Raw genomic sequence first — 17,714 nt, 5'->3', positions numbered from 1 at the left:
GTCGGCACGAAATATGCCAGCTTGTTATGTGAAGGCAGTCGACATGAAGGGGAATACACCGGTGAATGTGCGCATGCAGAAACGCTTGCCGCTACATCGGCTACCGGTTTTTCAGATACTGATTGCGCAACTGGTTGTAGCAATCCTGATTTCCGCAGCATTGCTGATCTGGCTAGGATGGAGTTCCGGATATTCGGGATTTCTCGGTGGGGCGATAGCCTGGCTACCTAACCTGTACTTTGCACGCAAGGCATTTCGCTACAGCGGTGCGCGTGCAGCCAGGGACATCCTCAAGTCATTCTATGCGGGTGAGGCGGGCAAGTTTGTTTTGACAGCGGCGCTTTTTGCGCTGGTGTTTGCGGGCGTTAAACCACTGGATGCACGATCGGTTTTCGTAGTGTTCATCCTGACCCAGGTGGTCAGCTGGTTTGCACCGTTGCTGATTAAAGCTAAACCTTTGAGACCTTAAGAGCGGTTGAGGTAAAAATGGCAGCAGAAAGCGTTTCCGGCTACATCAAGCACCACCTGCAGAATCTGACCTTCGGACAGCTTCCCGGTGGCGAGTGGGGTTTTGCACATACCCCTGAACAAGCAAAGGAGATGGGCTTCTGGGCGTTTCATGTAGACACCCTTGGCTGGTCTGTTGTTCTTGGTCTGGTTTTCATTCTGGTATTCCGCGCAGCAGCCAAGCGCGCCACCAGCGGCCAACCTGGCGCACTGCAGAATTTTGTCGAAATGATGGTCGAGTTTGTTGACCAGAGCGTAAAGGACACCTTTCATGGCAAGAATGCCGTGATTGCCCCTCTGGCCCTGACAATCTTTGTCTGGATATTCCTGATGAACCTGATGGATCTGGTGCCTGTGGACTGGCTGCCAAAGCTGGCGGCCACGATTGCCGGCAACGACCATCTGTTCTTCCGTGTGGTACCGACTACCGATCCGAATGCCACATTGGGCATGGCCATTTCGGTTTTTGCGCTGATTGTTTACTACAGCATCAAGGTCAAGGGCATAGGCGGTTTCCTTGGCGAGCTGACACTGCATCCTTTCAACAGCAAGAATGTGGTGGTTCAGGCGATTCTGGTACCGGTGAACTTTCTGCTTGAATTCGTCACCCTGATTGCCAAACCGTTTTCTCTGGGTTTGCGGCTGTTCGGCAACATGTATGCCGGCGAGTTGATCTTCATTCTGATTGCTGTGATATTCAGTGCCGGATTCCTGATGGGCGTCTTCGGTCTGGCCCTCAACTGGGCCTGGGCGATGTTCCATATCCTGATCATCACGCTGCAAGCATTCATCTTCATGATGCTGACCATTGTCTACCTGTCGCTGGCACACGAAGACAGTCACTGATTACTGTTGTACTTTTTGCAAAACCTTTAACCAATACGACATAAAAGTCGGGAGGAAAGATGGAAACTGTAGTTGGTCTAACCGCGATCGCCGTTGCACTTTTGATTGGCATGGGTGCCCTGGGTACCGCCATTGGCTTTGGCCTGCTTGGAGGCAAATTTCTGGAAGGCGCAGCTCGCCAGCCGGAAATGGTTCCAATGCTTCAAGTGAAAATGTTCATCGTCGCCGGTCTGCTGGATGCCGTGACCATGATCGGTGTTGGTCTGGCACTGTTCTTCACCTTTGCAAACCCCTTCGTTGGTCAAATCCTCTAAGCAACTCGATGTTTCGAGTTGCTTTATGCGATGAACAACGAAAGAGCGAGGTGTTGGCGTGAACATTAATGCAACCCTGATTGGTCAGTCCGTTGCGTTCTTCATTTTTGTAGTTTTCTGCATGAAGTATGTGTGGCCTCCGGTCATCACAGCTTTGCGGGAGCGTCAGAAGAAGATCGCAGATGGTCTGGATGCTGCCAGCCGGGCAAATCGTGATTTGGAGTTGGCCCACGAAAAAGTGGCACACCAGTTACGCGATGCCAAAAGCCAGGCTGCAGAAATCATTGAGCAAGCGAAGAAGCGCGCGAACCAGCTCGTCGACGAGGCCAGAGATCAGGCTCGTGTCGAGGCGGAGCGCGTGAAAGCACAGGCTCAAGCCGAGATCGAACAAGAAATCAACAGCGCTAAAGATGCATTGCGTACCCAGTTGGGTGGCCTGGCGGTGATTGGCGCTGAAAAAATTCTTGGTTCGACCATTGATCAAAATGCGCATGCGGAGCTGGTTTCGCGACTGGCAGCCGAAATCTAAGCGGGGGCATCATGGCTGAACTGACCACGCTTGCCCGACCTTACGCAAAGGCAGCCTTCGAGTTTGCCCAAAGCCAGAAGCAGTTGACTGAATGGTCAGCAATGCTGGGTTTGGCAAGCAGTGTATCTGTGGATAAAACCATTCAGCAGATGCTCAGGGTTCCGCGTCTGACAGGCGCTGAAAAGGCCAACACTTTTGTCGAGGTGTGTGGCGACAAGTTGGATGCCAAGGTACAGAACTTTATCCACCTGCTGGCTGAAAACGACCGTCTGTTGCTTTTGCCAGAGATTACCGAATTGTTCGAGCTGTACAAGGCTGAACAGGAAAAGTCGGTAGATGTGGAAGTCACCAGTGCCTTTGCATTGAATAATGAACAGAAAGACAAACTCGCCAAGGTTCTCAGCGCACGGCTCAGCCGAGAAGTGCGTTTGCATGCTACGGAAGATTCCAGCCTTATTGGCGGCGTCGTAATCCGTGCCGGCGACCTGGTTATCGATGGCTCGGTTCGCGGAAAAATCGCGAAACTTGCTGAAGCGTTGAAATCCTGAGTTTGAAGGGGCAGCAGAGCAATGCAGCAACTCAATCCTTCCGAAATAAGTGAAATCATCAAAGGCCGTATCGAGAAACTCGATATCGCCTCCCAAGCCCGCAACGAAGGCACTGTAGTCAGTGTCTCCGACGGTATCGTGCGGATTCATGGTCTTGCCGACGTAATGTATGGCGAAATGATCGAGTTTCCCGGCGGGGTTTATGGCATGGCCATGAACCTTGAGCGCGATTCGGTCGGCGCTGTTGTTCTGGGCGAGTTTCAGTCGCTGGCTGAAGGTATGAGTGCCAAGTGCACCGGCCGTGTTCTCGAAGTGCCGGTCGGACCGGAACTGCTGGGCCGTGTTGTCGATGCATTGGGTAACCCGATCGACGGCAAAGGACCACTGAACAACAGCGCATTTGATGCTGTTGAAAAGGTGGCTCCCGGTGTGATCTGGCGTAAATCGGTCGACCAGCCGGTACAGACCGGTTACAAGGCTGTAGATGCCATGATTCCTGTCGGCCGTGGCCAGCGTGAGCTGATCATCGGTGACCGCCAGATTGGTAAAACTGCTCTGGCGATTGATGCCATCATCAATCAGAAGAACAGCGGCATTTTTTCTGTCTACGTAGCAATCGGCCAGAAGCGTTCGACTGTCGCCAACGTGGTACGCAAGCTGGAAGAGAATGGTGCGCTGGCGAATACTATCGTCGTCGTGGCCAGTGCTTCGGAGTCAGCTGCACTGCAATATATTGCGGCCTATTCCGGTTGCACCATGGGCGAATATTTCCGTGACCGCGGCGAAGATGCGCTGATCGTTTATGACGATCTGTCCAAGCAGGCGGTAGCTTATCGCCAGATTTCCCTGCTGCTGCGCCGTCCGCCAGGTCGCGAAGCTTATCCGGGTGATGTTTTCTATCTCCACAGTCGTCTGCTCGAGCGCGCGTCACGCGTGTCCGAAGAGTACGTCGAGAAGTTCACCAATGGCGCAGTAACTGGCAAAACGGGCTCGCTGACGGCTCTGCCGATCATTGAAACCCAGGCCGGTGACGTTTCCGCGTTTGTTCCGACCAACGTGATCTCGATTACGGATGGCCAGATCTTCCTGGAATCAGCGATGTTCAACTCCGGTATTCGTCCGGCAGTGAACTCCGGTATTTCGGTATCGCGTGTTGGTGGTGCTGCTCAGACCAAGATCGTCAAAAAACTGTCCGGCGGTATTCGTACGGCGCTGGCCCAGTACCGTGAACTGGCAGCCTTCTCCCAGTTTGCTTCGGATCTGGACGATGCCACTCGCAAGCAGCTTGAACATGGTAAGCGTGTTACCGAGCTGATGAAGCAGAAGCAATATTCGCCGATGTCCATCGCTGAAATGTCGCTGTCGCTTTATGCCGTTGACCGTGGATTCCTGAACGACGTTGAAGTAGACAAGGTCGGCAGTTTTGAGGCTTCCCTGCTGTCCTATTTCAACCGTGATCAAGCTGACCTAATGGCGAAGATTAACGAGAAGGGTGACTTCAACGACGATATCGACGCGGCTATCAAAGCAGGTATCGAGAAGTTCAAGGCTACCCAAACCTGGTAATCCGCAACGGGTGCCGAAAGGCACTCGTCTGCTAGACCTATAGGTGTTGCATGGCAGGCTCAAAAGAGATTCGCACAAAGATTGCGAGCATCAAAAGCACGCAAAAAATTACCAACGCCATGGAAAAAGTGGCGGTCAGCAAAATGCGCAGGGCACAACAGCGCATGGCTGCAGGTCGTCCCTATGCTGAGCGTATCCGGCAGGTTATTGGCCACCTGGCCAATGCTAACCCGGAGTATCGCCACCCCTTCATGATCGAACGTGAAACAAAGCGCGTCGGTTATATCGTGGTCAGCACAGATCGAGGTCTTTGCGGTGGTTTGAACACCAACCTGTTCAAGGCGCTGGTCAAGGACATGGCAGGCAATCGCGAACAAGGAATAGAAATAGACCTTTGTGTGATTGGTACCAAGGGTGCGGCTTTCTTCAACAACTTTGGTGGCAACATTGTTGCGGCTATCAGCCATATCGGTGAAGAGCCGTCAATCAATGATCTGATCGGCAGCGTCAAGGTAATGCTTGATGCCTATCTGGACGGGCGAATTGATCGTCTGAACATAGTGTCGAACAAGTTCGTTAACACCATGGTTCAGCAGCCAACGGTAGATCAGTTGATTCCATTGGTCGCCGACCCTGATACAGAGCTCAAGCATCACTGGGACTACCTGTACGAGCCAGATGCCAAACAGCTTCTGGAAGGCCTGCTGGTTCGTTATGTTGAGTCTCAGGTGTATCAGGCTGTTATCGAAAACAATGCTTGTGAGCAGGCGTCGCGGATGTTGGCTATGAAGAATGCCACCGAGAACGCCGGTGAGCTGATCGGTGAATTGCAGCTGATCTACAACAAGGCTCGCCAGGCAGCAATCACACAAGAAATTTCGGAAATCGTCGGCGGCGCAGCCGCGTTGTAAGACAGGTTCAAATTTTCAGAGGAACCAGACATGAGTAGTGGACGTATTGTTCAGATTATCGGCGCTGTTATCGACGTGGAGTTTCCATGCGAGCAGGTACCGAATATTTATGATGCATTGAAAGTACAAGGCGCCGAAACCACACTTGAAGTCCAGCAGCAGCTGGGTGACGGTGTGGTACGTACCATTGCCATGGGTTCAACTGAAGGGTTGAAGCGAGGGCTGGATGTTGCCAACACCGGAGCAGCTATCTCCGTGCCTGTTGGCAAGGCTACTCTCGGTCGCATTATGGATGTTCTCGGCAACCCTATCGATGAGGCTGGTCCTATCGGTGAGGAGGAGCGCTGGGGTATTCACCGTGAAGCACCATCGTTTGCCGAGCAGGCTGGCGGCAATGATTTGCTGGAAACAGGCATCAAGGTAATCGACCTGGTATGTCCTTTTGCCCGGGGTGGTAAGGTTGGTCTGTTCGGTGGTGCCGGTGTGGGCAAGACCGTTAACATGATGGAACTGATCCGTAACATCGCCATTGAGCACAGCGGCTACTCGGTATTTGCCGGTGTTGGTGAGCGTACTCGTGAAGGTAATGACTTCTATCACGAGATGAAGGAATCCAACGTACTGGACAAGGTTGCTCTGGTTTACGGGCAGATGAACGAGCCACCGGGAAACCGTCTGCGTGTAGCGCTGACCGGCCTGACCATGGCCGAGAAGTTCCGTGACGAAGGTAACGACGTACTGCTGTTCATCGACAACATCTACCGCTATACACTCGCCGGTACCGAAGTATCCGCACTGCTGGGTCGTATGCCTTCAGCGGTAGGCTACCAGCCGACGCTGGCGGAAGAGATGGGTGTTCTGCAGGAGCGTATCACCACGACCAAAAGTGGTTCGATCACTTCGATTCAGGCCGTTTACGTACCTGCGGATGACCTGACTGACCCGTCGCCGGCGACAACCTTCGCCCACCTTGACGCTACAGTCGTACTGTCCCGTGATATCGCATCGCTGGGTATTTACCCTGCGGTAGATCCACTGGATTCGACTTCGCGTCAGCTGGATCCACTGGTTATCGGCCAGGAACACTATGACACTGCGCGTGGTGTGCAGTTCGTGCTGCAGCGCTACAAGGAACTGAAGGACATCATTGCCATTCTGGGTATGGATGAACTTTCCGACGCCGACAAGCAGCTGGTTTCCCGTGCACGTAAAATTCAGCGTTTCCTGTCGCAGCCGTTCTTCGTTGCGGAAGTATTTACCGGTTCTCCAGGTAAATATGTGTCCCTGAAAGATACCATTGAAGGTTTTAGCGGGATTCTCAAGGGCGACTACGACCATCTGCCAGAGCAGGCGTTCTACATGGTCGGCAGCATTGAAGAAGCGATCGAGAAAGCCAAGAAACTGTAATCCGCGAGCGCCCGGTTACGGGCGCTTAGATGAGGCAAGCGTATGGCTATTACAGTCCATTGCGACATTGTTAGCGCCGAGGAGGAGATTTACTCCGGCTTGGTAGAAATGGTAATTGCCCACGGCAATCTCGGTGATCTGGGTATCGCACCCGGTCACGCACCCTTGATTACAGACCTGAAACCGGGTCCGATTCGTATCGTCAAGCAGGGTGGAGACGAAGAGGTGTTCTACATCTCCGGTGGGTTCCTTGAAGTACAGCCAAGTATGGTAAAGGTTTTGGCCGATACCGTGCTGCGCGCTGCGGATATGGATGAAGCTTCGGCGCAAGCTGCTGTTCAAACGGCAGAAAAGGCGTTGAGCGAGAAAGGCGCCGAGTTTGATTATGCGTCTGCATCCAACCGCCTTGCGGAAGCCGTTGCGCAATTGCGTACGGTAAAGTTGCGCAAAAGGTAGGCTGGTAAAGCGTCAGCTTTAATCAGCAAGTGCAAAAGGGTAGCCTAGGCTACCCTTTTTCATGCGTTGCATTTCCCTCCACAAAGCCAGATCAGGTACACCTCATGTCGCTCGATATCGTCATTCTTGCTGCCGGCCAGGGAACGCGCATGCGTTCATCTATACCCAAGGTCCTCCACCCGGTGGCTGGTAAATCGATGCTCGGGCACGTGCTGGATACCGCGCGTACATTGCGTCCGGATAGCATTCAGGTGGTCATTGGCCATGGCGCGGAACTGGTCCGGGAACGCTTGCAGGCGGAAGATCTGACTTTCGTGATGCAGAACGAACAGCTCGGTACCGGCCATGCAGTCGCGCAGGCAATACCGCATCTGAAAGCTGATCAGGTGATGATTCTGTATGGCGATGTGCCCCTGATTCAGCAGGAAACGCTAGTGCGATTACTGGCCCAATCAGCAGAAAACTGTCTTGGCTTGCTGACCGTCTCGCTGAGCGATCCGACAGGGTATGGACGCATACTGCGTAACGAAAATGGTGAGGTGCAGGCCATTGTCGAACAGAAAGATGCGAGCAGCGAGCAGCGCAAGATTTGCGAGGGCAATACGGGAATCCTGGTTGCTCCGCGGGTCAAGCTTTGTGAATGGCTGGCACGGCTGTCCAACAACAATGCCCAGGGCGAGTACTACCTCACCGATGTGATTGCCATGGCGGTTGCAGACGGCTTGCGGGTTGCGACCGAACAACCGGCAAGCCAGCAGGAAGTGCAGGGTGCCAACGATAGAATTCAGCTGGCGGAGCTCGAGCGGCATTATCAGGGCCAAGCCGCCCGTGCCTTGATGCAGCAGGGTGTGACCTTGCGCGACCCGCAGCGACTGGATGTCCGCGGTGAGGTACAGGTCGGGCGCGACATCCTGATCGATGTGAACGTGATTCTTGAAGGCTGCGTAGTCATCGAAGACGACGTGCAGATCGGCCCCAATTGCGTCATTAAAAATAGCACCTTGCGCCGCGGCTCAACGGTCAAGGCCAACAGTCATTTGGAGGGTGCCGAGTTGGGCGAGGGTAGCGACTGTGGCCCTTATGCACGGTTGCGCCCGGGGGCGGTGCTCGGTGCAAAGGCACACGTCGGCAATTTTGTGGAAATCAAGAATGCACGGCTTGGCACTGGTTCTAAAGCCGGCCATCTGAGCTATCTGGGCGATGCGCAGATAGGCGACAACTGCAACATCGGCGCGGGGACCATTACCTGCAATTACGATGGGGCGAACAAATGGCAAACAGTGTTGGGTGATGACGTATTCATCGGTTCCAACAACTCGCTGGTCGCACCGGTGAGTCTTGGCGATGGCGCGACAACGGGTGCCGGCTCGACCATCAGCCAGGAGGTGCCGGCAGCTGCGCTGGGTGTCGGTCGGGCTAAGCAGCGCAACATTACGGGCTGGAAACGCCCGGAAAAGCATAAAAAGTGAGCAAATAAACGGCCTTCTGGTTATTTGGAAGGACCGTTAAGGCTTCATTTCCTTGACTAAACAGGCATATTAGGTTTTGATTCGCGCATTAATATTTCGAATCGAAACAAATAAATGTCAAAACGCAATACACCGCAGCGCCGCCACGCCATCATTACCCTGCTCGCCGAGCAGGGTGAAGTCAGTGTGGATGAGCTGGCAAAACGCTTCGACACCTCCGAAGTAACCATTCGCAAGGACCTCACGGTGCTTGAACAGAATGGGTTGCTGCTGCGTCGATACGGCGGCGCGGTGCCCTTGCCGCAGGAATTGACCAGCGCGCCGAACCGGCAGCTGGCACCATTCAAGCTGGCGATTGCCAAGGCTGCCGTTGCGCACATACGCGAGCATGCGCGGATCATTCTCGATTGCGGTAGCACTACTGCGGCAATGATTCCGCAACTGGGCTACAAGCCCGGACTGGTGGTGATGACCAACTCTCTGAAGGTCGCCACCGCACTCAGAGAGATCGAGCATGAGCCGACGCTGCTGATGACGGGCGGAACCTGGGATCCGCATTCGGAGTCTTTCCAGGGCCAGGTTGCCGAACAGGTTCTGCGCTCCTATGACTTTGACCAGCTGTTCATTGGTGCCGATGGCCTGGATATCGCCCGTGGCACCACCACATTCAATGAATTGCTTGGTTTATCGCGAGTAATGGCCGATGTGGCCCGCGAAGTGATTGTTCTGGCGGAGTCGGAAAAATTCGGCCGCAAGATTCCCAATCTGGAACTGCCCTGGAGCAGCATCCATACCCTGATAACCGATGAGTGCCTCGATGGCGAGATGCGCTTGCAAATTGAGGCTTGTGGCGTGGAAGTAATCTGCGCCCTGGCTGGCTGAGGAGAAGACTATGTGTGGCATTGTTGGCGCCGTTGCTGAACGGCCGATTACCCCGATACTGCTTGAAGGCCTCAAGCGCCTGGAATACCGCGGCTATGACAGCGCCGGCGTGGCCGTCATCGAACAGTCCGGTGCGCTGCAGCGCTGCCGCCGTTCGGGCAAAGTCAGTGAACTGGCGCAAGCGCTGCTGAACGAGCCACTGCATGGCCGGCTGGGGATTGCCCACACCCGCTGGGCCACCCACGGAGCGCCGTGCGAGCGTAATGCCCACCCGCATTTTTCCGGCAGCGATCTGGCGGTTGTGCACAACGGCATCATTGAAAACCATGAAGCCCTGCGCGCCGAACTCTGCGGCCTCGGCTATGAATTCAGTTCGGACACCGATACCGAGACTATCGTGCACTTGCTGCATCACAAGCTGAAGACCTTCCCCGATCTGGCGGATGCCCTGAAAGCGGCGATCCCCGAGTTGCACGGTGCCTATGGGCTGGCGGTGATCAGTGCCAGTCAGCCGGATCGTTTGCTGGCAGCGCGCAGCGGTAGTCCGCTGGTGATCGGCCTGGGCCTGGGTGAGAACTTTCTGGCCTCGGATCAGCTGGCCTTGCGCCAGGTTACCGATCGCTTCATCTATCTGGAAGAAGGCGATATTGCCGAGATCCGCCGCAACAGCGTACAGATCTGGGATGAAAGCGGAGCCCTGGTCGAGCGCGAGCAGGTGCAGTACCACGAGGGTGCCGAAGCGGCAGACAAAGGCGAGTATCGCCACTTCATGCTCAAGGAAATCCACGAGCAACCCGCTGTGGTGCAACGTACTCTGGAAGGCCGGCTGGGTTCCGGACGTGTACTGGTACAGGCATTCGGCGCAGAGGCCGCCGAGCTGTTTGCCAGAGTCAAGAATGTGCAGATCGTTGCTTGCGGTACCAGCTACCACGCGGGGATGGTGGCACGTTACTGGCTGGAAGCACTGGCCGGTATCCCCTGTCAGATCGAGGTGGCCAGCGAGTTCCGCTATCGCAAGGTGGTGGTACAGCCCGACAGCCTGTTCGTGACCATTTCCCAGTCCGGTGAAACCGCCGACACCCTGGCAGCTCTGCGCAATGCCAAGGAACTGGGTTTCCTCGGCAGCCTGGCCATCTGCAATGTCGGCACCAGTTCCTTGGTGCGCGAGTCGGAACTGACCCTGCTGACCCACGCCGGCCCGGAGATCGGTGTGGCTTCGACCAAGGCCTTCACCACCCAGCTGGTCGCCTTGCTGTTACTGACCCTGGCTCTGGGACAGGTCCGCGGTACGCTGGACAAGGCCACGGAAGCCGAGCTGGTGGAAGCCCTGCGCCGGTTGCCGACACACCTGGGTGAGGCACTGGCGATGGACAAGAAGGTCGAGAAAGTTGCCGAACTGTTTGCCGAAAAGCATCACACCCTGTTTCTCGGTCGCGGCGCCCAGTATCCGGTGGCCATGGAAGGTGCACTCAAGCTCAAGGAGATTTCCTACATTCACGCCGAGGCCTATCCCGCCGGCGAGCTCAAGCACGGCCCGCTGGCGCTGGTCGATAGCGACATGCCGGTGGTCACGGTGGCACCGAACAACGAGCTGCTGGAAAAGCTCAAATCCAACCTGCAGGAAGTGCGTGCGCGCGGTGGTGAGCTGATCGTGTTTGCCGACCAGCAGGCCGGCATGGCTAATGGTGAAGGCACCCATGTAATCGGCATGCCGCATATCCACGATGTGCTGGCACCGATTCTCTACACCATACCGTTGCAGTTGCTGTCGTATTACGTGGCGGTACTCAAAGGTACCGATGTGGATCAGCCGCGCAATCTGGCCAAATCGGTTACGGTGGAATAGACCTTCACGTTTTTTTCTGCATTGACCTGCTATAACAGGCGTCTGGCCGAATTGGTCAGACCGGCGCAGCCCCATGGCATGCGCAGTCATTGCCCCGGTTCAATACTTCAAGTGGAACAGCATCAGCATGAGTTCAAAAAAGCTGCAAAACCCGACGATCATCAGCCACCTGGCCTTTACCCTTGCGAGCGCTCTGGCCTTGCTGGTGATTTATGGCCTGTTGCGGGTGGCCCTGCTGATGTACAACCACGAGCTGATCGGTGATACGCCGCTAGCCGAGTTCCTTGAAGCGTTCTACAACGGCATGCGTTTTGACCTGCGCGTGGTCGTGTATGCCTGTATCCCGATGCTGCTGGCCCTGTTGAACCGCAGGGCTATGGCTGCCCGGGGCTTTTTCCGATGGTGGCTGACCGGCTTTGCCAGTATCACGCTGTTCCTCGGTATTACCGAACTGGACTTCTACCGCGAATTTCACCAGCGCCTGAACAGTCTGGTGTTCCAGTACTTCGAGGAAGATCTGAAAACTGTCGCCAGCATGCTGTGGAACGGCTTTCCGGTCGGGCGCTACCTGATCGCCTGGGCACTGGCTACCTGGCTGCTGGCCAAGCTGTTCAAGGGTCTGGACCTGCTGACCCGTCCTGCCGAGGTGGTAGGCAACGCCACCGGTCCGGCCTGGTACTGGCGCGGTACCGCGTTCTTCGTCTGCCTGGTGATTGCGGTAATCGCAGCCCGTGGCCATATTCGCCAGGGTCCGCCCCTGCGCTGGGGCGATGCCTATACCACCAGCTCGATGTTTGCCAACCAGCTGGGCCTGAATGGCACCCTGACGCTGGTTTCCGCCGCGCGGGCGAGCATGTCGGATCACCGCGACAACCTGTGGAAGTCGACCATGTCGGATGCCGATGCCCAGCAGGTCGTGCGTGACATGTTGCTGACACCGCATGACACCCTGGTAGATGCCGATACGGCGGCCATCCGTCGCGACTTTCTGCCGCCCGCCGAGAACACCCTGCCGATCAGGAATGTGGTGGTGATCCTGATGGAAAGCTTCGCCGGGCACTTTGTCGGTGCACTGGGCGGGCGTGGCGATATCACCCCGTACTTTGACCAGCTGGCCAAGGAAGGGCTGCTGTTCGACCGCTTCTTCTCCAATGGCACGCACACCCACCAGGGCATGTTTGCCACCATGGCCTGCTTCCCCAATCTGCCCAGTTTTGAATACCTGATGCGCACGCCCGAAGGCGCGCACAAGTTTTCCGGCTTGCCGCAACTGCTGGGTCCGCGCGGCTTTGAAAATATCTACGTGTACAACGGCAACTTCCAGTGGGACAACCAGTCGGGCTTTTTCAGCAATCAGGGCATGACCAACTTTATCGGCCGCGAGGACTTCGTCGATCCGGTGTTCATGGACCCGACCTGGGGGGTTTCCGATCAGGACATGTTTGATCGTGCCGCCGAGGAACTGGCCAAGCTGCCGGCCGACAAGCCCTACTACGCATTGCTGCAAACCCTGTCCAACCACACGCCGTATGCCTTGCCCAAGGATTTGCCGGTCGAGCCGGTAACCGGCTTTGGCTATACCGATGAACACCTGACGGCGATGCGCTATGCCGACTGGGCGCTGGGCCAGTTCTTCGAGAAGGCGCGCAAGTTGCCATCGTTCAATGAAACCCTGTTCGTCATCGTCGGCGATCATGGTTTTGGCAGTGACCAGCAGCTCACCGAGATGGATCTGTTCCGTTTCAACGTGCCGCTCTTGCTGATTGCCCCGGGCATTCAGGAGAAGTTCGGCAAGCTGGATCACACCGTCGGCACCCAGATCGACATAGTGCCGACCATCATGGGCCGTCTGGGTGGTGATGTGCGCCATCAGTGCTGGGGCCGTGACCTGCTCAACCTGCCGCCAGGCGATGAGGGGCTGGGCGTGATCAAGCCATCCGGCGGTGATCAGACCGTCGCCATCGTGTCGCCCGAGCGCATTCTGATTCAGCCCAAAGGCTTCCCGCCACGCCTGTATGACTATCAGCTGGGTGCCAACCCGAGCGCCGAGCGCGTACCGGGTGACAGCGATCCGCAAATGCAGAAAGCCCTGGAAGCCTTCCTGCAGACCGCTACCAAGAGTCTGCTGGATGACACTGCAGGGGTGGTCGACAGCAAGCGCAACAGCCACTAGCGTTGCGCCTGGCGAGAACCGTTAGCGCGGTTCCCGCCAGCCACGCCTTCAGTAGTCGACCTTGCCGCGTGCCGCCTTGATTGCGCCGCGCTGGCTTTTGCCTTCCAGACGACGCTTCTTCGAGCCGAGGGTCGGCCTGGTCGGGCGCCGGGTCTTCTCGACCTTGACCGCGGCCAGTATCAACTCGCGCAGGCGTTCCAGCGCATCCGCACGGTTCTGTTCCTGGGTGCGGTATTGCTGGGCCTTGAGCACGATCACGCCGTCACCGGTGATGCGCTGGTCACGCATGGCCAGCAGGCGCTCCTTGTAGAAATCCGGTAACGACGAAGCCTGAATGTCGAAGCGCAGATGTACGGCGCTGGAGACCTTGTTGACGTTCTGGCCGCCGGCGCCCTGGGCGCGAATGGCGTTCAGCTCGATTTCATGGTCAGGCAGGTGCACGTTGTTGGAGATCAGCAGCATGGGCAGGGGTGCAATAGGTTCAGGGGCTGACAGGATACCCTGTTCGGGCCGGCCGCAGCCGCAACAGCAGCCAGGCCAGCATGGCCAGCAGCGCGCCGCTGTAGAAACAGGTGGCGGCACCAAAGGTCTGCCACAGCCAGCCGGCCAGCACGCTGGCCAGCAGCATGGCCAGGCCGCTGAGCAGGTTGAATACACCGAACGCCGTGCCACGCAATGCAGCCGGTGCGCTGTCGGCGACCATCGCGGCCAGCAGGCCCTGGGTAAAGCCCAGGTGCAGCCCCCAGACGGCAACCCCGAGCAGTACCCACAGTAGCGAGCCGTTCATCGCCAACAGCAGATCGGCAATGATCAGCAGGCCAAGCCCGGCTGCCAGCAGCCCGTGGCGGCCGATACGATCGGACAGCTGGCCAACCGGGTAGGCCGAAAGCAGGTAGCACAGCGCCAGAATGACCATAACCAGCGGAATCAATGCCAGCGGCATGCCGCTCTGCTGGGCCCGCAGCACCAGAAACGCCTCGCTGAAGCGGGCCAGGGTAAACACTGCGCCAATCAGTGCCACCCACCAGAAAGCCGCCGGAAACAGCCGCAGGCTTGCCCGCCGGATGGGCCAGCGCAACTGGCCAGCCGACGGCTGGCCGGCCGGTTCATGCACGCCGAAGACGATCAGTGCCACGGCGATACCGGCCGGCAGCACGGCAAACCACATGACCAGCTGGATGTCATTGCTCAGCCACAACATCAGCAGCACCGCCAGCAGCGGGCCGATAAAGGCACCGACACTGTCCAGCGACTGACGCAAACCGAACGCCGCACCGCGGCTGGCAGCCGGGGTGACATCGGCGACCAGAGCATCGCGGGGTGCACCGCGAATGCCCTTGCCGATGCGGTCAAGCACCCGCGCGGTCATTACCGCACTGGCCGAACCGGCCAGCGGAAACAGTGGCTTGCTCAGCGCGCCGAGGCCATAGCCGAGCAGCAACAGGCCCTTGCGCTTGCCAAAGTAGTCGCTCAGCGCCCCGGAAAAAACCTTGACCAGCAGTGCGGTGGCTTCGGCTGCACCTTCGATCAGGCCGACAACCAGCATGCTGCTGCCCAGACCGTTGACCAGCAGGATCGGCAGCAGGCCATGTACCAGTTCCGAGGAAATATCCATGAACAGGCTGATCAGGCCCAGCACCCAGACGGTTCGCGGAATGCCGCGCAGCATGGCCGGTTCCTGCATGTCGAGAAGGTCCTGCGGTGAGAAGCCTGCAGACTAGCACCGTCGTGTGAAAAAAAGATTCACACCGCGGTGTAACGCCGCGCTGAAAACGCTCTCTAGATTATTGTATGCACCGGACACAGGGTTCAGGTTGCTACACCCCACTTGATCGAGGATTTCACATGAACAGCAAAACGATGAGCAACACCGGCGCTGCACTGGCCATTGCTGCAGCCGGCCTGTTTGCCAGCCTGTCGACCCAGGTCGTGGCGGAAGAAGCACAGGTGCATTGTTATGGCATCAATGGCTGCAAGGGCCAGAATGACTGCAAAACGGCGGAGAACGCCTGCAAGGGTCAGGCCGTGTGCAAAGGCCATGGCTTCAAGGTGACCACTGAGGCGGAGTGCACCGCTGCTGGCGGCACAGTCGGCGAGTAACACTGCCGGGGGCGGCCTGCAGCGGGCCGCCCCGATCTGCGGATAACAGGAGTACGGCATGACCCCGGAGTCCCCCTGCCTTGGTTACGGTCTGGGTTTGCGCAGCCACTACTACGAGGCCATCCTCGCCCGGCGGCCGGCGGTGGACTGGTTCGAGATTGTTTCGGAAAACTATCTGGTTGATGGCGGCAAGGCGCTGTATTACCTGGATGCAATCGGCGAACATTACCCGCTGGTGATGCACGGCGTGTCGCTGTCGATCGGTGGCCCGCACGCGCTGGACCAGGACTATCTGCAGCGGCTCAAGCAATTGGCTCAGCGCGTACAGCCGGCGTGGATATCCGATCATCTGTGCTGGAGCCGCGGCAATGCCCATCAGCTGCATGACCTGCTGCCGCTGCCCTATAGCGAAGAAAGTCTGCAGCATGTCGCCGCACGGGTGCGCCAGGTGCAGGATGTGCTGGAGCGTCCGCTGGTGCTGGAAAATGTCTCCAGCTATCTGCGCACGACCTGTGACGAATTCAGCGAATGGGAGTTTCTCGCGCGGCTCAGCGAACTGAGTGGTTGCGAGCTGCTGCTCGACGTCAACAACGTCTACGTCAGCGCGCGCAATCACGGCTTCGATCCGTGGCAGTTCATCAGTGCCTTGCCGGCGCAGCGCGTCCGCCAGATCCATCTGGCCGGGCACACGGACTACGGCAATTACGTCATCGACACCCATGATCACCCGATCAGCGATCCGGTGTGGGCACTCTATCAGCGCACCCTGGAATGGCTCGGTCCGGTCGCCACGATGATCGAGCGCGACGACCACTTCCCGCCGTTTGAAGAATTGCTGGCCGAGCTGTGCAAGGCCCGCGCCCTGGGCCAGAGCACTCTGCAAAGGAGCGCCCGATGCGCCTGAACGACTGGCAACTGGCGCTGGAAGCCTACCTGCTCGGTGATCAGCTGGCGCCGGCTGCTGCCCTGCAGGCGAGCCTGTCGGGCAGCCCGAGCCTGTCGGTCGAGCAGGGCCTGCAGATTTATCACAACGCCTATCGGGCACGCCTGCTGGAGGTGCTGCGCGAGGATTTTCCGGCCGTGCATGAGTGGCTGGGCGATGTGCAGTTCGAGCAGCTGGCCAGCGCCTATCTCAAGGCCCATCCGTCGCGGCATTACAGCCTGCGCTGGCTGGGTGAACGTTTTGCCGGTTTTCTCGAGCAGCACCTGCAGGCCGGGCAACAGGCGGCGCTGGTCGAACTGGCAGAGCTGGAGTGGTGCTTTACCCTGGCCTTCGACGCTGCGGATGCGCCGCCGCTGAGCCTTGAACAGGTTGCCAGCCTGGCGCCGCAGGCGTGGCCGGCGTTGCAGGTGCAGTTGCTGCCCTGCGTGCAGCGCCTGCCCTTGCACTACAACAGTCTGGCTTTGTGGCAGGCGACGAAGAAGGCCACGGCGTTCCCGGCCAGCGAGCTGCTGCCGGAAGCGAAACTGTGCCTGATCTGGCGGCAGGATCTGCGCAGCCAGTACCGCAGCCTGGGCAGTGCCGAGGCTGCAGCGTTACTGGGCATGTGCGACGAAGGCTGGAACTTTGCCCGGCTCTGCGAGCAGCTGGCCAGCAGCCACGCTGAGGATGCGCCACGACTGGCGGCCGGCTGGCTCAAGCAATGGCTCAGCGAGGGGTTGCTGCAGCAGCGTCAGGCGCAGGAGTCCTCAGCCTGACGAGCTGTCGGTCATGCGGATGATCTGCCGCGCCGAGGATTCGAGGGCGTTCGAGGCCACGCGGATTTCAGCCAGAAAACTCAGCAGTGCAAAGACGAAAGTGCCCATGCTGGCGACGAACAGCGCCGCTACCGCCAGCGATGCGTTGAAGCCCATCAGGGCGCTGATAAACAGCAGGCCGATCACCCCGCAGATCAGCAGCAGGGTCAGGGTGCACAGGCTGATGGCGCGATTGCACAGCACGGTGCGGCGGAACAGGGTGAACAGTTCGGCACGCGGCTGGGCAATGCGCTCGGGATGCTCGAGAAGAAACACTTCAAGCTTGCGCGTGCGGTCGACCACCCGTGACAGACGGTTGGTCAGCACCGCCAGCATGGTGCTCAGGGCCGTCAGCAGAAATACCGGCGCGACGGCCAGCTGGATCACGTGTGCAAGGTCGGGAATACTGCTTTGCGGAAACAT

General features: G+C 57.8%; 19 protein-coding genes. 16 read left to right on the top strand and 3 right to left on the bottom strand.

The window, feature by feature from the left end; translation table 11 throughout:
* Positions 1 to 61 precede the first annotated feature (61 nt).
* The 13 genes from BLT89_RS16485 (at position 62) to BLT89_RS16425 (ending at position 13,454) form a co-directional block, all read left to right on the top strand.
* Complete coding sequence (locus tag BLT89_RS16485; RefSeq protein WP_172829173.1) at positions 62 to 469, top strand: F0F1 ATP synthase subunit I; 408 nt, start codon at positions 62 to 64, stop codon at positions 467 to 469.
* Positions 470 to 486: 17 nt separating this feature from the next.
* The gene (gene atpB, locus BLT89_RS16480; RefSeq protein ID WP_090197961.1) at positions 487 to 1,353 is read left to right on the top strand and encodes a F0F1 ATP synthase subunit A; all 867 of its coding nucleotides are present in this window, start codon (positions 487 to 489) and stop codon (positions 1,351 to 1,353) included.
* Positions 1,354 to 1,412: 59 nt separating this feature from the next.
* Positions 1,413 to 1,667, top strand: a complete 255-nt coding sequence (gene atpE / locus BLT89_RS16475) for a F0F1 ATP synthase subunit C (RefSeq protein ID WP_090197959.1) — start codon at positions 1,413 to 1,415, stop codon at positions 1,665 to 1,667.
* A 58-nt stretch (positions 1,668 to 1,725) separates the two neighbouring features.
* Complete coding sequence (locus tag BLT89_RS16470; RefSeq protein WP_090197956.1) at positions 1,726 to 2,196, top strand: F0F1 ATP synthase subunit B; 471 nt, start codon at positions 1,726 to 1,728, stop codon at positions 2,194 to 2,196.
* An 11-nt stretch (positions 2,197 to 2,207) separates the two neighbouring features.
* Positions 2,208 to 2,744, top strand: a complete 537-nt coding sequence (locus tag BLT89_RS16465) for a F0F1 ATP synthase subunit delta (protein ID WP_090197952.1) — start codon at positions 2,208 to 2,210, stop codon at positions 2,742 to 2,744.
* A gap of 21 nt (positions 2,745 to 2,765) precedes the next feature.
* The gene (gene atpA, locus BLT89_RS16460) at positions 2,766 to 4,310 is read left to right on the top strand and encodes a F0F1 ATP synthase subunit alpha (RefSeq protein ID WP_090197950.1); all 1,545 of its coding nucleotides are present in this window, start codon (positions 2,766 to 2,768) and stop codon (positions 4,308 to 4,310) included.
* Positions 4,311 to 4,360: 50 nt separating this feature from the next.
* Positions 4,361 to 5,221, top strand: coding sequence for a F0F1 ATP synthase subunit gamma (gene atpG, locus BLT89_RS16455; protein ID WP_090197948.1), 861 nt, complete (start codon positions 4,361 to 4,363; stop codon positions 5,219 to 5,221).
* Positions 5,222 to 5,251: 30 nt separating this feature from the next.
* The gene (gene atpD, locus BLT89_RS16450; protein WP_090197945.1) at positions 5,252 to 6,628 is read left to right on the top strand and encodes a F0F1 ATP synthase subunit beta; all 1,377 of its coding nucleotides are present in this window, start codon (positions 5,252 to 5,254) and stop codon (positions 6,626 to 6,628) included.
* 42 nt (positions 6,629 to 6,670) lie between these two features.
* Complete coding sequence (locus BLT89_RS16445; protein WP_090197943.1) at positions 6,671 to 7,084, top strand: F0F1 ATP synthase subunit epsilon; 414 nt, start codon at positions 6,671 to 6,673, stop codon at positions 7,082 to 7,084.
* A 104-nt stretch (positions 7,085 to 7,188) separates the two neighbouring features.
* Entirely contained in the window at positions 7,189 to 8,553 is a 1,365-nt protein-coding gene (gene glmU / locus BLT89_RS16440; protein ID WP_090197940.1) for a bifunctional UDP-N-acetylglucosamine diphosphorylase/glucosamine-1-phosphate N-acetyltransferase GlmU, read from the top strand.
* Between the two features lie 114 nt (positions 8,554 to 8,667).
* On the top strand, positions 8,668 to 9,435 hold the full coding sequence (locus tag BLT89_RS16435; protein ID WP_090197937.1) for a DeoR/GlpR family DNA-binding transcription regulator: 768 nt from the start codon (positions 8,668 to 8,670) through the stop codon (positions 9,433 to 9,435).
* A gap of 10 nt (positions 9,436 to 9,445) precedes the next feature.
* Positions 9,446 to 11,281 carry a glutamine--fructose-6-phosphate transaminase (isomerizing) gene (glmS, locus tag BLT89_RS16430; RefSeq protein WP_090197934.1) on the top strand — a complete coding sequence of 612 codons (1,836 nt, stop codon included), beginning with the start codon at positions 9,446 to 9,448 and terminating at the stop codon, positions 11,279 to 11,281.
* A gap of 127 nt (positions 11,282 to 11,408) precedes the next feature.
* Positions 11,409 to 13,454, top strand: coding sequence for an LTA synthase family protein (locus tag BLT89_RS16425; protein WP_090199162.1), 2,046 nt, complete (start codon positions 11,409 to 11,411; stop codon positions 13,452 to 13,454).
* Positions 13,455 to 13,502: 48 nt separating this feature from the next.
* Here BLT89_RS16425 and arfB read toward each other — a convergent pair whose 3' ends face one another.
* A complete protein-coding gene (gene arfB / locus BLT89_RS16420) occupies positions 13,503 to 13,916 on the bottom strand; it encodes an alternative ribosome rescue aminoacyl-tRNA hydrolase ArfB (protein ID WP_090197931.1) in 414 nt (137 codons plus the stop codon).
* A gap of 19 nt (positions 13,917 to 13,935) precedes the next feature.
* Positions 13,936 to 15,138, bottom strand: coding sequence for an MFS transporter (locus BLT89_RS16415; RefSeq protein WP_231975040.1), 1,203 nt, complete (start codon positions 15,136 to 15,138; stop codon positions 13,936 to 13,938).
* A 161-nt stretch (positions 15,139 to 15,299) separates the two neighbouring features.
* Between BLT89_RS16415 and bufA2 the strand changes: the two genes are divergently transcribed.
* The 3 genes from bufA2 to BLT89_RS16400 are packed head-to-tail and all read left to right on the top strand — an operon-like array spanning position 15,300 to position 17,252.
* Entirely contained in the window at positions 15,300 to 15,554 is a 255-nt protein-coding gene (gene bufA2 / locus BLT89_RS16410; RefSeq protein ID WP_090197928.1) for a BufA2 family periplasmic bufferin-type metallophore, read from the top strand.
* A gap of 58 nt (positions 15,555 to 15,612) precedes the next feature.
* Complete coding sequence (bufB, locus tag BLT89_RS16405) at positions 15,613 to 16,458, top strand: MNIO family bufferin maturase (protein ID WP_090197925.1); 846 nt, start codon at positions 15,613 to 15,615, stop codon at positions 16,456 to 16,458.
* Positions 16,449 to 17,252: an HvfC/BufC N-terminal domain-containing protein gene (locus tag BLT89_RS16400; protein WP_090197922.1), complete on the top strand. Its 804-nt coding sequence runs from the start codon at positions 16,449 to 16,451 to the stop codon at positions 17,250 to 17,252. Before bufB ends, BLT89_RS16400 begins: the two co-directional genes overlap by 10 nt.
* Here BLT89_RS16400 and BLT89_RS16395 read toward each other — a convergent pair.
* Positions 17,244 to 17,714, bottom strand: a complete 471-nt coding sequence (locus BLT89_RS16395) for a DUF2721 domain-containing protein (RefSeq protein ID WP_090197919.1) — start codon at positions 17,712 to 17,714, stop codon at positions 17,244 to 17,246. The two genes, BLT89_RS16400 and BLT89_RS16395, sit on opposite strands and share 9 nt — an antisense overlap.

Origin of the sequence: Pseudomonas pohangensis, assembly GCF_900105995.1 — a bacterium.
GTDB lineage: Bacteria > Pseudomonadota > Gammaproteobacteria > Pseudomonadales > Pseudomonadaceae > Aquipseudomonas > Aquipseudomonas pohangensis.
This window is presented reverse-complemented; position numbering and strand designations above follow the sequence as displayed.

Coding starts and splice junctions, on each gene's coding strand:
- atpD (WP_090197945.1), top strand. CDS start 5,252: ATGAGTAGTGGACGTATTGTTCAGATTATCGGCGCTGTTATCGACGTG.
- atpB (WP_090197961.1), top strand. CDS start 487: ATGGCAGCAGAAAGCGTTTCCGGCTACATCAAGCACCACCTGCAGAAT.
- atpG (WP_090197948.1), top strand. CDS start 4,361: ATGGCAGGCTCAAAAGAGATTCGCACAAAGATTGCGAGCATCAAAAGC.
- arfB (WP_090197931.1), bottom strand. CDS start 13,916: ATGCTGCTGATCTCCAACAACGTGCACCTGCCTGACCATGAAATCGAG.
- bufB (WP_090197925.1), top strand. CDS start 15,613: ATGACCCCGGAGTCCCCCTGCCTTGGTTACGGTCTGGGTTTGCGCAGC.
- bufA2 (WP_090197928.1), top strand. CDS start 15,300: ATGAACAGCAAAACGATGAGCAACACCGGCGCTGCACTGGCCATTGCT.
- BLT89_RS16445 (WP_090197943.1), top strand. CDS start 6,671: ATGGCTATTACAGTCCATTGCGACATTGTTAGCGCCGAGGAGGAGATT.
- glmS (WP_090197934.1), top strand. CDS start 9,446: ATGTGTGGCATTGTTGGCGCCGTTGCTGAACGGCCGATTACCCCGATA.
- BLT89_RS16425 (WP_090199162.1), top strand. CDS start 11,409: ATGAGTTCAAAAAAGCTGCAAAACCCGACGATCATCAGCCACCTGGCC.
- glmU (WP_090197940.1), top strand. CDS start 7,189: ATGTCGCTCGATATCGTCATTCTTGCTGCCGGCCAGGGAACGCGCATG.
- BLT89_RS16435 (WP_090197937.1), top strand. CDS start 8,668: ATGTCAAAACGCAATACACCGCAGCGCCGCCACGCCATCATTACCCTG.
- BLT89_RS16415 (WP_231975040.1), bottom strand. CDS start 15,138: ATGCAGGAACCGGCCATGCTGCGCGGCATTCCGCGAACCGTCTGGGTG.
- atpA (WP_090197950.1), top strand. CDS start 2,766: ATGCAGCAACTCAATCCTTCCGAAATAAGTGAAATCATCAAAGGCCGT.
- atpE (WP_090197959.1), top strand. CDS start 1,413: ATGGAAACTGTAGTTGGTCTAACCGCGATCGCCGTTGCACTTTTGATT.
- BLT89_RS16400 (WP_090197922.1), top strand. CDS start 16,449: ATGCGCCTGAACGACTGGCAACTGGCGCTGGAAGCCTACCTGCTCGGT.
- BLT89_RS16465 (WP_090197952.1), top strand. CDS start 2,208: ATGGCTGAACTGACCACGCTTGCCCGACCTTACGCAAAGGCAGCCTTC.
- BLT89_RS16395 (WP_090197919.1), bottom strand. CDS start 17,714: ATGTTTCCGCAAAGCAGTATTCCCGACCTTGCACACGTGATCCAGCTG.